Consider the following 13,759-nt stretch of genomic DNA (forward strand, 5'->3'; position numbering starts at 1 on the left):
TGATCGGCGGTCGTCGTGAGACCACGCGGCTCGGTGACCCACCCGAGCGATCGTGCCGCCGGGCCGCCCTCTGGGCGCTCGGGTGTCAACGGCTCTCACGCTCGCGAATATTCCGTGAACCCCGTAACCATATGGGTTCCGGGTGGGGAACCATGCTCATGGGGGCAACCGAAATGAGGTCAAGGTGGAGCGTCAGCCATCGAAAAAGCCTCTCCGGAGGCTTCAGGTGGAGAATCTTCCCTAGATCGCCAAGGGGTCGTCCCGCAGGCCGGAGGGGTCAGGGGGCCAGGGCGGACTCCCGCGCGGTGTCGGCTTCGGGCCTGGGCTCCACGCGCCGCCGTACGGCGAGGCCGAAGGCGACCACGAGCAGGCCGAGAACGCCGGAGAGCACGAACGGGCCCGCCGGTCGCCAGGTGTCGTACAGGACGCCCCCGAGGGCGGAGACGGTCATGATGCCGGCGGCGCCGCACAGCGTGTGCACCCCGAAGGCGGAGCCGCGTACCCGGGCGGGGACCTGCTGGGCGAGGAGCGGGCCCGCGGTGGTGATGCCGGCGATCTCGCCGATGCCGATGAGCACCGCGACGAGCATCATGCCCGGCCCGAGCGGATCCTCGATCAGCAGCGTGGAAAGGTAGGCGGCCGCGGCGACGGTCTGGGCGAGGATCACCAGGTCCTGGCGTCTCATCCGGTCGCCCAGCCAGCCGAACAGCGGCGCGCAGAGCAGCGCCACCGTCTGTGAGATCCCCACGACCGCGCCGGCCCTGGCCAGGGCCTCGGCGCTGGACAGGGTTCCCGCCCGGGTCGCGCTGTCGACGATCCACAGGGTCATGAAGGCCACGACGACGGCGAGGTCGGCCCTGGCCACGAACGAGGCGGCGTAGGAGAGGGCGACGCCCGGATCGCGGACGAGCGCGACGCCCTCGCGCACCAGGCGGGGCAGCGGGGTGCGCTCGCCGGTCGTGGTCACCTTCGCCTTGGAGAGGGTGAGCCACAGCACGGCCGCGACCACCAGGATGCCGGCCGCGACCAGCAGGAACGCCAGCCGGGTGGCCGCCACCGGGTCGAGCCCGGAACCTTCGAGGGCGTCGGGCAGGCGGACCATGACCAGTACGGCGAGCACCGCGCCGAGCCCGCCGAAGACGCCGATGAGCCCGTAGGACTTGCCGCGTGACCGGCTGCGCACGTAGTCGATCGCGATCGTCGACAACATGGCGTTCAGGGCGGCGACGCCGAGGCCGAAGATCACCCGGAGCGCGACGAGCGTGGCGGTGTCGCCGGCGAACGGGAACAGGGCCGTGCCGATCGCGGTCAGCACCAGTCCGGCGATCACGATGGGGCGGCGGCCGAAACGGTCGGCGAGCGCGCCGTACCAGGCGAGGCTGAGGATCATGGCGAGTTCGGCGGTGAATCCCAGCAGCCCGACGACCCTGCCCTGCGCCGACTCGGGGACGCCGAGGATCGTGCTCAGGATGTGCGGCTGCGCCGACGGTAGGAACGAGATCACCGCCGTTGCGGCCGTCGCCATGGTCAGCAACGCCCACATGTTGCCCTTGGAGATGCCGTCGGCGAGCTGCGTGCCGAGCACGCGTCGCGAGGGCGGAGTCGCGGCCATGGGACGATCATGGCATGGTACGCGTTCCTTCAACCGTAATTCCCGATATGTGGCGTAATGATGATTTCGCAGTAAGATCGCCTGAGATGCGCTGACCAGGGAAGGGCGGCAATGGATCCGAACGTGATCGGGGGCGGTTTCGACCCCAATATTCCTAATTCGGCGCGAATGTATGACTACTTTCTGGGCGGCAAGAACAACTTCCCGGCCGATCGTGAGGCCGCCGAGAAGGTGTTGCGATATGTCCCGGAGATTCCCCTCGGCGCCAGGGAGAACCGCGGGTTCCTCGCCCGGGCCGTGCGGTTCATGGCCGAGCAGGGAATCGTTCAGTTCCTCGATATCGGCGCCGGCCTGCCGACGCAGCCCAACGTGCACCAGGTGGCGACCGAAGTCGCCCCGGACGCGCGAACGGTGTACGTGGACAACGACGAGCAGGTGCTCACGCACGCCCGGGCGTTGCTCCAGGACAGCGCGAACGTGCTCACCGTCGCGGGTGATCTGCGCAGGCCGCTGCAGATCCTGGCGAATCCGGAGGTGCGGGCGCACCTGGACTTCGACCGGCCGATCGCGGTCCTGATGCTGGCCATCGTCCATTTCATCCCGGACAGCGATGATCCAGCCGGGATCGTCGCGGAGTTCAGGAACGCGCTCGCGCCCGGCAGCCACATGGCGATCTCGCACGCGGTCGTCGACCAGGCTCCCGAGTTCGGGCCCGCGGTGGAGGGGATCTACCAGGCCGCCTCGACGCCGTTCGTCGCGCGGCGGTCGAGCGAGGTCGAGCCCTTCTTCAAGGGACTCGACCTGGTCGAGCCCGGAGTGGTCAACCTGCATGAATGGCGGCCAGACGGGGACTATGTGGTGCCATTGCTGGAAAAGGCGAAAGCCTATTTCCTGTGCGGTGTGGGGAAGATCACGTAGTTTGTGATGGTTGGGGTGAGTGGCGACCGTTTATATGTACTTCGTCATGTCCATGGAGTGGCAGTGGCGTGAAATCGCCGTCATTGCAGGGAGTGGGGTGGGTGCATGGTAAGGGGAAGCTCATGGTGGGGCATCGGTTTCCTGGCGATGGCCGGCGGCGCGGTCGTGCTGGGCTGGGCGGCCGGACTGGAGAGAACCTCCGGCGGGGTGTTCCTGGTACTGGCCCTCGTCATCGTCGCCCTCATCGCCCACACCTACCTGAAGGCGAGGGAGCGGGCGGCGACCGAGGAACATCTGCTCGCCGTGGAGAGAGAACGTGTCAGGCAGTCGATTCTCATGGTCATGGACCCGGCTCTGACCGAGGACGAGCGGCTGGCCGTGGTCGACGGTTTCATCCCGCGGCTACGTGAGGCGGGTCTGCCCGATCCCCGGCACGGTCCCTGCCGCGACCGGTTCGTTCTGGTGGCCGACCTGGCACGGTCGTCGCGCGAGCTGATGGACCGGGCGCGCAAGGCGGCCTTCGCGATCAGGGACTCGAAGGTCACCCGGTTACGCATGCTCGACGGCGTCGCCAACGACCGCCTCCTTCCCCAGCAGATCTGGGAGATCGCCAGGCTGTTGCGGATGCAGTCGGAACTCGCCGTGGAGCAGGCGCAGGCCGTACGGGAAATGGTGACGCCCGAGCTGACGGCGGTCCTCGAACCCCAGAAGGCGGTGCTTCGGCGGTCGGTCGAGGCCGTCTCGGAACGGGTGGCGGCGCTGGAGGGCTACGCGCTCCGGGTCAGGGCCGCGGACGCCGCGCTGCGGGCCCGGGAGGCGCTGGACAACAACGAGAAGTACCGTGAGCTGCTGGCCCACGCGGACGACGCCGCGGAGCTGCGGCAGCTCGCCGCGCACGGCGAGGCGCTGGAGCAGGCGCTGGCCAGCAGCGTCCGCGAGGCGATCGAGGCGGGGCGGACCCTCAGCGTACGGTGACCGGACGTCACCGCGAGGGCAGGTGCCGGGTGGACGGTCACCGCGAGGAGAGCCACCGCGAGGGCAGGTGCCGCGAGGGCAGGTGCCGGTGGACAGCTGCTCGGCCGACTGGAGGCGGGGATCGCCGAGCACCACCGGGGCGATCCCCGCCACCTACCGCGAGCCCCGCACCGAACGGCTCATGGACGAGCTGGAGACGCTGGTGCGGGCGCGCGGCGACTGATCGGAATCAGGAGACGTCGACCCAGTTCAGGGTCCGTTCGACGGCCTTCTTCCAGCCCGCGTAACCATGCTCGCGCTGGTCCTCCGACCACTGCGGCTGCCAGCGCGTGGCCTCGTTCCAGTTCTGCTTGAGCTCCTCGGTCGACTTCCAGAAGCCCACCGCCAGCCCTGCCGCGTAGGCCGCGCCCAGCGCGGTCGTCTCGGCGACCACCGGCTTGGACACGGGCACGCCGAGGACGTCGGCCTGGATCTGCATGCACAGGTCGTTGGCGGTGACCCCGCCGTCCACCCGCAGCACGTCGAGGGTGACCCCGGAGTCCTGCCGCATCGCCTCGACGACGTCGCGGCTCTGGTAGCAGATGGCCTCCAGGGTGGCGCGCGCGATGTGCGTGTTGTCGTTGAAGCGGGACAGCCCGACGATGGCCCCCCGGGCGTCGGACCGCCAGTACGGCGCGAACAGGCCGGAGAACGCGGGCACGAAGTAGACGCCGCCGTTGTCCGCGGCCTGCCTGGCCAGCGCCTCGCTCTGGGCCGCGCCGGCGATGATGCCGAGCTGGTCGCGCAGCCACTGCACGGCCGACCCCGTCACCGCGATGGAGCCCTCCAGCGCGTACACCGGAGCCTCCTCGCCGAAGCGGTAGCAGACCGTGGTGAGCAGCCCGTTCTGTGAGTGCACCAGCTCGGTGCCGGTGTTGAGCAGCAGGAAGTTGCCGGTGCCGTAGGTGTTCTTCGCCTCGCCCACCTCGAAGCAGACCTGCCCGACGGTCGCGGCCTGCTGGTCGCCGAGGTCGCCGGAGAGCGCGACCTCGCCGTGCAGCGGGCCGTTCGCGCGGGTCAGGCCGTACAGGCCGGGGTGGGAGGAGGGCTTGATGGCCGGGAGCATCTGGCGCGGCACGCCGAAGAACGACAGCAGCTCGTCGTCCCAGTCGAGGGTCTCCAGGTCCATCAGCATCGTACGGCTGGCGTTGGTGGGATCGGTGACGTGCACGCCGCCGTCGATGCCGCCGGTCAGGTTCCACAGCAACCAGGAGTCGGTGTTGCCGAAGACGGCCTCGCCCGCCTCGGCCGCCTGGCGCACGCCGTCGACGTTCTCCAGGATCCACTGGATCTTGCCGCCGGAGAAGTAGGTGGCCGGCGGCAGACCCGCCCTGCGGCGGATGATGTCGCCCCGGCCGTCGCGGTCCAGCGCCGAGGCGATGCGGTCGGTGCGGGTGTCCTGCCAGACGATGGCGTTGAAGTACGGCCGGCCGGTGACGCGGTTCCACACCACCGTCGTCTCCCGCTGGTTGGTGATGCCGAGCGCGGCCAGGTCGGCGGCGACCAGTCCGGCCCTGGTCATCGTGGTCTCGATCACCGCACGGGTTCGTTCCCAGATCTCGGTCGGGTTGTGCTCGACCCAGCCGGGCTGCGGCAGGATCTGCTCGTGTTCCAGCTGGTGGCGGGCGATCTCGTTGCCACCGTGGTCGAAGATCATGAATCGCGTGCTAGTCGTTCCCTGGTCGACTGCTCCGACGAAGTCAGGCATGAGATCGGCGCCTCCTCTGGCGTGGTCCTTCGGTCGTTCTACTCATTGGTCGGGGGCGGTACCCTGCCCGCCTCGGGCTGTACCACGGCGGGCAGGAACCGGGCGATCAGGACCTGGTACAGGCCGGCGCCGAGCAGTCCGCCGAGCAGCGGGCCGACGATCGGCACCCAGAAGTAGAGCTGGCCGTACTGATCCTGCCAGGCCGTCTCGTAGCCGGTGAGGAAGGATGCCAGTCGTGGTCCGAAGTCGCGGGCCGGGTTGATGGCGTACCCCGCGTTGGTGCCCCAGGCCATGCCGATGGCCACCACGACCAGGCCGATTACGACCGGCGCCAGGTTGGCCATGGGGGGCGAGCTGTTCATGTCGGTGAGGGCGAGGACGAGGAAGAGCAGGATCGCGGTGCCGATGATCTGGTCGCGGAAGCCGCCCCAGGTGCCGACGGGCAGGGTTCCGTTGCCAGGCAGGGTGGAGAACACTCCCTGGGTCTTGATGGTGAGCCCGGGGTCGGCGTTCTGCAGGACCTCGGTGTAGTTGAAGCGGACGATGAGCGCGGCGACGAACGCGCCGGAGAATTGCGCGGCGCAGTACGGCAGGACCTTGCGCCAGGGAAATCCCTTGAACGCGGCGAGCGCGACGGTGACCGCCGGGTTGAGATGGCCTCCGCTGAGCCGGGCCGCGACGTACACGCCAAATGTGACACCCAGGCCCCAGGCCCAGGCGATGCTGTCATGGTCTCCGATGCCGCCCGCGACGACCTGGGCGACCACCCCGACTCCGAACAGAATAAGGATCATCGTGCCGGCGAACTCGGCCGCCATCTCGCCGAGCAAGCCCTTGATCTTCAGTCGTTCCGCCATATCCGCTCCTCACGGCGCTGTGCGGGTCACCGGGAGATCGAAATCTCACGGTTGCCCGGGACGTTAGGTGCGGAATCGAGCTGGGTCAACGACTACATGACGAGAATGCCGAATGATGGTCAGTATTGCCAGTAAGCAGTACGATTGCCTGACTTTTTGGTGAAGCCATAATCGGATATTTCGTCGGCCCCCAAGTCGATCGGCGGCGGCGTTCCGATGCGCGGGCCCCGCAGACCGACCCTCCGGCCAAGCCCTGCGGCCGACCCTCCGGCCAGGCCGCGTGGCGCCGCGGTCTCGCCGGTCCGGTCGGCGCGGGCCGCCTTCGGACGCCGGCCGGTCACAGCACCCGCTTGGCCCCCGGCAGGGAGCGGACCAGGTAGGCCGCCGCCCAGCAGATCGGCAGGGCGAACGCCGCCACGACGGCGAACTTGACGATCGCCGGCGCGTGCAGGCCGCTGAACGCGTGACCGAGGCCGACCAGCACCACCGGGTGGATGAAGTAGACGGTGTACGCCTGCTGCGAGAGGAACCGCCCGCGCTTCCCCTGCCGGTCGAAGCGGTCACGGAAGAGCACCAGCAGCCCGAGGATGACACCGGTCGCGAAAACCGTCTCCCAGAGCGACTGGACCAGGGTCTGCGCGGCTCCCGGGGGAGTGATCACGACGACGGGCAGCAGCGCCGCCGTGACCGCGCTCGCGACCAGGAACCCGATCCTGCCCGCCCGCCGGGGCAGGCTCGCGAACCAGCCACGGCGATAGGCGACCACCCCGACGGCGAACAGCCCGGCGTACTGCGGGAGATAGGCGGCGGACGGAAGCCCCAGCACCGGCACGTACAGGCCGATGGGCACGACGAGCCGCCACAGGAACGTCACCACGACCAGCCCCGCGGTGAACCCGGCGATGGCGCGCGCTCGCGGCGCGGCGGCCGGAACCTCGCGGACCGGACCGGCGAAGCGCCGGGCGACCGCGTAGACGGCGGCGAACAGCAGCAGCACCTCGACGAACCACATCGGGCCCGGATCCCAGCTGTACAGGTAGAACAGCCAGTACGGCAGGCCGGGGTCGCCCGTGGCGGCCGCCACCGAGGGGTAGGACCCGAAGTTCACCAGCGGGCGCAGCACGAGCAGGAAGACCAGCAGCGGGATGCCCAGCCGGATCAGCCGGTCCCGGAAGAAGGCCCGGCCGCCCTTGCGGTCGAGTGCCCCGGGCGTGAAGAAGCCGGAGACGAGGAAGAAGAAGCCCATGAAGAACGCCTGGTTGAAGCTGACCAGGAGATCGAGCGCGAGGCCCGAGGGGTCTTTCGCCGGCTCGGTGTAGAACCAGAGCGGGATGTTGCCGTACGTCACCGCCACGTGGTGCAGCACGACCAGGACGGTCAGCGCGACCCGCAGGTTGTCGACGTAGTACAGCCGGCCGGAGGAGATGGAGACGGGGGTCGCGGTGGTCTGGGCGGGGGTCATGAGGAGGGCTCCCTGCGGGTGGCGTGCTCGAAGAGGTCGGCCAGTTCACGCGCGTGCGCGTCGAGATCGTGCTCGGGATGGGCCGACCAGTAGGCGAACATGCTGTCGACCGAGGCCGAGTGGCTGATCGCCATCACCCGGATGTCGAACTCCCTGAACTCCCCGGTCTGCTGGCCCAAGAGGTAGATCTGCTCCAGCGACCTGAACAGCTCCTCACTGCTCTCGATGCCGTAGCGGGGGGTGCCGTCGGGCCTGCGGAGGTTGTGGAAGATCTCGTTGAGGGCCTTGAGCCGGGTGCGGTGCCCGCGCATGTGCTCGGCCACGGTGAGGATCTGCGTGCGCAGCAGCCCGAGCGCGGTCTCCTGGTCCGCCATGCGGGCCAGGGCGAACGTCACGACGTCGGCGTAGACCTGGTCGACGACCTCCTCCATCAACTCGTCCTTGCCGGCGAAGTGGTAGGAGATCACGCCCTTGCTGATGCCGGCGTGCTTGGCGATGAGTGCGAGGGACGCCTTGCCGAATCCGGCTTCGGCGATCACCTCGATGGCCGAGTCGATGATCTGGGCGCGTCGCGCCTGTTCGATGAACGACCGTTTCTTCTGGCCGTCTGGTTCATTTTCTGACCGCACGGCCAAAAATTAGTACATGCGGCCAGAAATGGCGAATCAGCCCTACTACGCCGGCTTCGAGAGCGTCTCCACCAGGCGGGCGAAGCAGGTCACGCGCGCCCGGCGGCAGGGTGTCACCGCGCGGTTGCCCGGCGTTCCCGGGCCGCCGCTCCGCCCAGCTCGGCCACGGTGGTGGCGATCAGCCCGCGCAGCAACTCGCCCGCGAGCCTCTCGTGCTCGCCGACGACCGGCTCCCCGCCGGCGACCATCGACCGGTAGGCCGCCCGCTCGCCCTCGTCCGGGTACGGCATCGCGGTCAGCGCGGCGACAACGGCGATCCCGTCACCCGAGGGGGCGACGGCGACGGCGTGGGTGCGCAGCCCGGCCTCGTCCGGCCGGCCGTACCAGCCGCACTTGACGCCCACCTCGGCGGCGGCGCGGCCGAGGCCGGCGGCGACCGTCTCGGCGATGGCGAACGTGTGCTCCGCCTGCCGCATCCACGACAGGGTCGCCTCGGCGGCGGGGTCGCCTCCGGCGGCGGCCAGGGCCAGCGCGCCGTACGCGGTGACGACCTCGTCGGCGGCGGCCTCGACGCCGCCGAACCAGGTGGGGTCGGCGCCGGAGACCTGCCAGGTCACCCCGGTCCGCTCGCGGAGCGTGCCGAGGATCGCCTGCGGGCCTGCCGACCACCACAGGCGGAGGGTGGCGGGGTTGTCGGAGCGGAGCACGGCCGGTTCGGCGTCCGCCCGCCACTTCGCCGGGTCGGCGGCGTAGGGGCCGTGGCAGTGCGCGGCGGCCCAGCCGTACAGCGGCTTGAGGAGGGAGGCGCAGCGCAGCCGGAGGTCACCGGAGCGGGCGCCGGCGGCGCGGGCGGGCGGCCCGCCGTACCCGAGGGTGCGGCCGGCGGCCTGGGCGGAGGCGCCGGGCGGCAGGTCGGCGAACAGCGGATGGAAACTCATGTGTAGACCGCCAGCAGGATGCCGTAGAGGGCGACGACGGGGATCATCACCAGCCAGGACGACAGGAGCTGCCACTTCAGGGAGTTGGACTCCGCCAGGCCCATCTGGCCGATCATGTCGGGGTTCGGGAACGGACCCAGGCCGTCGGTCTGGGCCGTTGCCAGCAGTACCGTCGTCCAGGCCTCTGGGCTGATTCCCAGGCTGGTGGCGACCGGCCCGAAGACCTTGGCGAGCAGGACCGCCTGGGCGGCGGCGGCGCCCGCGATCCCGATCCAGCCGACCAGCAGCACCGAGACGGCGAACAGGTAGGGGCCGAGGGAGGCCAGCCCGTCACCGAAGCGGGCGACGATGTCGTCGTAGGGCTTCATGGTGTCGATGAGCTCGAACAGGATCGCCAGGAACCAGAACAGGAAGAAGATTCCCAGCAGGCGGCCGGCCCCGGCGTACACCCCGTCCATGACCTTCCCCGGTCCCGACCGCGAGGCGAGCCCGACGACGGCGATCATCACGACCATGGCGATCGGCACGAACGTGGCGCCCGCCTGGGTGATCGACGCGAAGACGACCATGACCGCGAAGGTGAACAGGAAGGCGAACGCGGCACGCTTGACCTGGGGGGTCGTCTCGACCGTGTTGGCGGCTGTCGTCCTGCCCTCGGGATAGGCGAAGCGGCCCTCGGTGCGCCGCTGGTTCCAGGCGACGACCAGGAACCCGGCGACCCAGGTCATCAGCGCCACCGGGCCGCCGACCGTGACCACGTAATCGATCCAGCTCACCTTCGACGACTCGAAGACCGCGATCGTGGCCGGTGCGAACGGGCTGAGGATGAGCCCGCCCAGGCCGCTGAAGAAGAACATGGCGGCGGTGGCGGGCGGTGTGTAGCCGACGGCGGCGGCGAGCGGGATGATGATGGGCGCGACGATCGCCACCGACCCGGCCAGCGTGCCCAGCGCGAAGGCCAGCAGGGCGCAGGCGACCATCACCCCGATCCGCACGCGGATCCTCGTGGTCACGCCGATCCGGTTCACGATGCCCGCCACCAGGTAGTCCGCGACTCCCGCGCGGCGGATCACCTCGCCCAGCCCCGCGCCCAGCATGATGATGACGCCGAGCAGGGCGACGAAGTTGCCCAGCGACGAGAGCAGGATGGGTCCGAGGGCTACCGGGCCCACTCCGGCGAGGATGACCGCGCACACGATCGCCCCGAGCGTGGCGAGCACCATGTCGACCCCGAAGAGCGCCAGGAGTGCGTAGACGACCACGGGAACCAGGCCCCACAACCCCGGTCTGTCCGCCCAGAGGTGTACCCCGACACTGGTGAGCAGCGCCAACACGAACAGCGATGAGGCGGCTGCGCGCTGGCGCCCGGTCATCTCCAGCCGGTAGATATTCGCCTGGTCAGGCGGGTTTGCGGATGCAACGTCGGTCGAGGCCATTCATCAGCCCTCTCGCTTCGGCTTGATTATGCGAGCCGACCTTACCCAAACCATGACAAACAGGAAGTAAATCGCTTTGCGTCCGCCAAAACTGCTGGTCCGAATCTCGCCAGTTCTGGATCCTGTGTTCGATCTATGGTCGGTTCATCGACGGACGACAGACAAGGAACATCATGGATCTGCAGCTTTCCGGCCGGGTGGCGGTCGTCACCGGAGCGTCCAAGGGCATCGGCCTGGCCGTGGTCCGGACCCTGCTCGCCGAGGGGGCCCGCGTGGTGGCGGCGTCCCGCAAGGGGAGCCCGGAACTCGACGCCCTGGCCGGCCCGAACCTGGTTCACGTGCCGGTCGACCTGACGGACCCCGAGGCGCCCGCCCAGGTCGTGGCGCGCGCGGTGGCGGCGTTCGGCGGGCTCGACATCCTGGTGAACAACGCCGGCGGCCCGCCGCCCGGAGCGAGCCTGCCGCGCTTCGCCTTCCTCACCCCGACCGATGACGACTGGCGGGACATGTTCGAGTTCAACCTGTTCGCCGTGGTCAGGGCCGTCCGCGCCGCCATCCCCGAGATGCTCGGCCGGGGCGGCGGCGCGATCGTCAACGTCTCCTCGACCAGCGGCCGGCAGCCCGCGCCGATGAACGTCGACTACAACGCGGCCAAGGCGGCGCTGAACAACGTCGGCAAGGCGCTGTCGGAGGAGTACGGCCCGCAGGGCATCCGGGTGAACACCGTGTCACCCGGGCCCGTGCGGACCGCCTGGTGGACCGAGGAGGGCGGCGCGGCCGACATCCTCGCCGCCGCGATGGGCACCGACCGCGACACCGTCATGGACACCACGGCGCCGGAGATGATGAAACTGACGACCGGCCGCCTCGTCGAGCCGCAGGAGGTCGCCGACGTGATCGCCCTGCTCGTCTCGCCCCGCTCGGGGAGCACGACCGGCGTCGACTACGCCGTCGACGGCGGGTTCCTCAAGGAGGTCTGACCTCAGAGCAGCTTGTCGGGAGTGATCGGCAGGCTCCTGACACGTTTTCCCGTCGCGTGGTGGACGGCGTTGGCGACGGACGCGCAGATGCCCACCGCGCAGATCTCGCCGAGTCCCCTGGCTCCGAGCGGGTTGGCGTTGGTGTCGGGTTCCTCCACGAAGATGACGTCGATCTCACCGATGTCGGCGTTGACGGGTACGTGATAGTCGGTCAGGGCGGGTGAGATGAAGCGTCCCGAGACGGGATCGGGGCGCTGGTTCTCCATCAGCGCCGCGCCCAGCCGCATGATGATGCCGCCCTGCGCCTGGTTCCGCGCCGTCTTCGCATTGAGCACCCGGCCGATGGAGAACGCGGCCACGTGGCGGACCACCCGGACCCGGGGCAGGTACCGGTTGATCCGCACCTCGGTGAAATGCACGCCGAACGTGGCCATCGCGTGCTCGGCGTCCTCTCCCTCGGGCTGGAAGTCGCCGTCGCCGCGCAGCGTGTTGATCCGGTTACGGCGGAGCAGCGCGCGGTAGGACTCCCCGTCGCCTGGACGGTCCCGCAGCCGGAGCCCGCCCTCGTGGGCGACGACGTCGTCGGGGTCCGCGCCGTGCAGGGGGGATCGGCGGTCGCCGACGGCCAGGTCGATCGCGGCCCGGAGCGCGTCGGCGGCGGCGAGCTTGACCGCCGATCCGGTGCTGCCGGAGGTCATCGAGCCGAAGGTGGGCGCGGCGGCGGGCAGGGCGCTGTCGCCGTGCTGGAAGGTCACGGCCGCGGTCGGCAGCCCGAGCCCGTCGGCGGCGATCTGACTCAGGGTGGTGAGCCCGCCGCCGCCGATCTCCACCATGCTGCTCCGGATCACCGCGGTGCCGTCGTCGGTGAGGTCGACGGTGGCCTGCGCGGGCCGCTGGTGCTCGGTGCGCTGCCCGCCCGCCATGCCGTAGCCGATGAGGTCGTCGCCGTCGCGGGCCGAGCCGGGCTCCGGGTTCCTCCGGTCCCAGCCGAACCGTTCCGCCGCCTGGTCGTAGCAGGCCAGCAGCTGCTTGCCGCTCCACGGCCGCCCCGACACGGGATCGACGTCGGCGTGGTTGCGGCGCCGCAGCTCCAGCGGGTCCATGCCGAGCCGGTGGGCCAGCTCGTCGAGGGCGGACTCCAGGGCGAACGCGCCCGCGCTGTCCCCCGGGGTCCGCATGGCGCCGCCGGTGCCGGTGTTGACCTTGGTCACCCGGATTCTGGCGTAGAGGTCGGGAACGGCGTAGACGTACGGCGTGATGGCGGAGGCGGTCTCCTGCCTGTCGTCGATGAAGGAGGTCTGGTTCACGCTGTCGTGGATCAGCGCCCGCAGCCGTCCGTCTTGGTCGGCGCCGAGCCGTACGGTCTGGACGGTCGCGGCCATGTGGCCGGTGCCGGTGAACACCTGCTTGCGGCTGATCGTCACCCGCACGGGACGGCGGACGACCCGGGCGGCCATCGGCGCGAGGAAGACGTGCGGCCACGAGTATGACTTGTTGCCGAATCCGCCCCCGACGAGGGAGCAGTACATCCGTACCCGGTCCTCGGGCACGCCGAAGGCGATCGCGACCAGCGGCCGGTGCATGTGCACCGACTGGGTGGAGTCGTAGATGGTCAGCCGGTCGCCCTCCCAGTAGGCCAGCGTCGAGGAGGGTTCGATGGGGGCGTGGCTGAGCGCGGCGGTGCGGTACTCCTCCTCCACCCGCACCGGAGCGGCCGCCAGGGCCGCCTCGGCGTTCCCGCGCCGGTACTCCGAGGGCACCCGGGCGAGCCCGTTCTCACGCGGGATGTACGCCTGGGACAGGGCCGCGTCGAGGGTGGGCACCGGGCTCGTCCGGTGGTAGTCGACCACGACCAGGGTGGCGGCGTGCTCGGCCTGCTCCCTGGTCTCGGCCACCACGACGGCGATGTACTGCCCGGCGTAGTGGATCCGGTCGTCGACCAGCGGCATCCGGCCCTCCGCCGTGTAGGGCGTCGGGGGCACCGCCGCGAAGTCCGGCCGGTTCAGGTGTGTGATCACCGCGAGTACGCCGGGGGCCCGCTCGGCCCGCCGTGTGTCGATGCCCCGCACCCTGCCCGCGGAGATCGCGCTGCCCAGCAGGACCGCGTGCGCCGTCTCGGCGACCCGCACGTCCTCGGTGTAGCGGGCGGCGCCGGTGACCTTGTCCCCGGCCTCCACCCGCGAGATCGCCTTGCCGATCGCCATG

General features: G+C 70.1%; 12 protein-coding genes. 4 read left to right on the top strand and 8 right to left on the bottom strand.

Annotation, left to right across the window (positions count from 1 at the left end; all coding sequences use genetic code 11):
- Positions 1-277: 277 nt before the first annotated feature.
- Positions 278-1,612, bottom strand: coding sequence for an MFS transporter (locus MBA17_RS02030; protein WP_238494470.1), 1,335 nt, complete (start codon positions 1,610-1,612; stop codon positions 278-280).
- Between the two features lie 111 nt (positions 1,613-1,723).
- Between MBA17_RS02030 and MBA17_RS02035 the strand changes: the two genes are divergently transcribed.
- The 3 genes from MBA17_RS02035 (at position 1,724) to MBA17_RS02045 (ending at position 3,728) form a co-directional block, all read left to right on the top strand.
- Positions 1,724-2,530 (top strand): SAM-dependent methyltransferase, encoded by an 807-nt coding sequence (locus MBA17_RS02035; protein WP_274384776.1) that lies wholly within the window; start codon positions 1,724-1,726, stop codon positions 2,528-2,530.
- Positions 2,531-2,635: 105 nt separating this feature from the next.
- Positions 2,636-3,505, top strand: coding sequence for a hypothetical protein (locus MBA17_RS02040; RefSeq protein WP_238494472.1), 870 nt, complete (start codon positions 2,636-2,638; stop codon positions 3,503-3,505).
- Positions 3,506-3,587: 82 nt separating this feature from the next.
- A complete protein-coding gene (locus tag MBA17_RS02045) occupies positions 3,588-3,728 on the top strand; it encodes a hypothetical protein (protein WP_238494473.1) in 141 nt (46 codons plus the stop codon).
- A 6-nt stretch (positions 3,729-3,734) separates the two neighbouring features.
- On the opposite strand, the gene glpK is transcribed toward MBA17_RS02045, so the two are convergent.
- The 6 genes from glpK to MBA17_RS02075 form a co-directional block, all read right to left on the bottom strand.
- Positions 3,735-5,252 carry a glycerol kinase GlpK gene (gene glpK, locus MBA17_RS02050; protein WP_238494474.1) on the bottom strand — a complete coding sequence of 506 codons (1,518 nt, stop codon included), beginning with the start codon at positions 5,250-5,252 and terminating at the stop codon, positions 3,735-3,737.
- Positions 5,253-5,290: 38 nt separating this feature from the next.
- Entirely contained in the window at positions 5,291-6,109 is an 819-nt protein-coding gene (locus tag MBA17_RS02055) for an MIP/aquaporin family protein (RefSeq protein ID WP_238494475.1), read from the bottom strand.
- A 337-nt stretch (positions 6,110-6,446) separates the two neighbouring features.
- A complete protein-coding gene (locus tag MBA17_RS02060) occupies positions 6,447-7,571 on the bottom strand; it encodes an acyltransferase family protein (RefSeq protein WP_238494476.1) in 1,125 nt (374 codons plus the stop codon).
- The gene (locus MBA17_RS02065; protein WP_238494477.1) at positions 7,568-8,200 is read right to left on the bottom strand and encodes a TetR/AcrR family transcriptional regulator; all 633 of its coding nucleotides are present in this window, start codon (positions 8,198-8,200) and stop codon (positions 7,568-7,570) included. The genes MBA17_RS02060 and MBA17_RS02065 overlap by 4 nt, the downstream gene beginning before the upstream one ends.
- 113 nt (positions 8,201-8,313) lie before the next feature.
- Positions 8,314-9,138, bottom strand: a complete 825-nt coding sequence (locus MBA17_RS02070; RefSeq protein ID WP_238494478.1) for a hypothetical protein — start codon at positions 9,136-9,138, stop codon at positions 8,314-8,316.
- The gene (locus MBA17_RS02075) at positions 9,135-10,511 is read right to left on the bottom strand and encodes a Na+/H+ antiporter NhaC family protein (RefSeq protein WP_238494479.1); all 1,377 of its coding nucleotides are present in this window, start codon (positions 10,509-10,511) and stop codon (positions 9,135-9,137) included. The genes MBA17_RS02070 and MBA17_RS02075 overlap by 4 nt, the downstream gene beginning before the upstream one ends.
- Positions 10,512-10,747: 236 nt before the next feature.
- On the opposite strand from MBA17_RS02075, the gene MBA17_RS02080 reads away from it, so the two are divergent.
- The gene (locus MBA17_RS02080) at positions 10,748-11,554 is read left to right on the top strand and encodes an SDR family NAD(P)-dependent oxidoreductase (RefSeq protein WP_238494480.1); all 807 of its coding nucleotides are present in this window, start codon (positions 10,748-10,750) and stop codon (positions 11,552-11,554) included.
- 2 nt (positions 11,555-11,556) lie between these two features.
- On the opposite strand, the gene MBA17_RS02085 is transcribed toward MBA17_RS02080, so the two are convergent.
- Entirely contained in the window at positions 11,557-13,758 is a 2,202-nt protein-coding gene (locus tag MBA17_RS02085) for a xanthine dehydrogenase family protein molybdopterin-binding subunit (protein WP_238495022.1), read from the bottom strand.
- Between the last annotated feature and the right edge of the window lies 1 nt (position 13,759).

This window comes from Dolomitihabitans soli, assembly GCF_022213955.1.
Classification (GTDB): domain Bacteria; phylum Actinomycetota; class Actinomycetes; order Streptosporangiales; family Streptosporangiaceae; genus Streptosporangium_A; species Streptosporangium_A soli.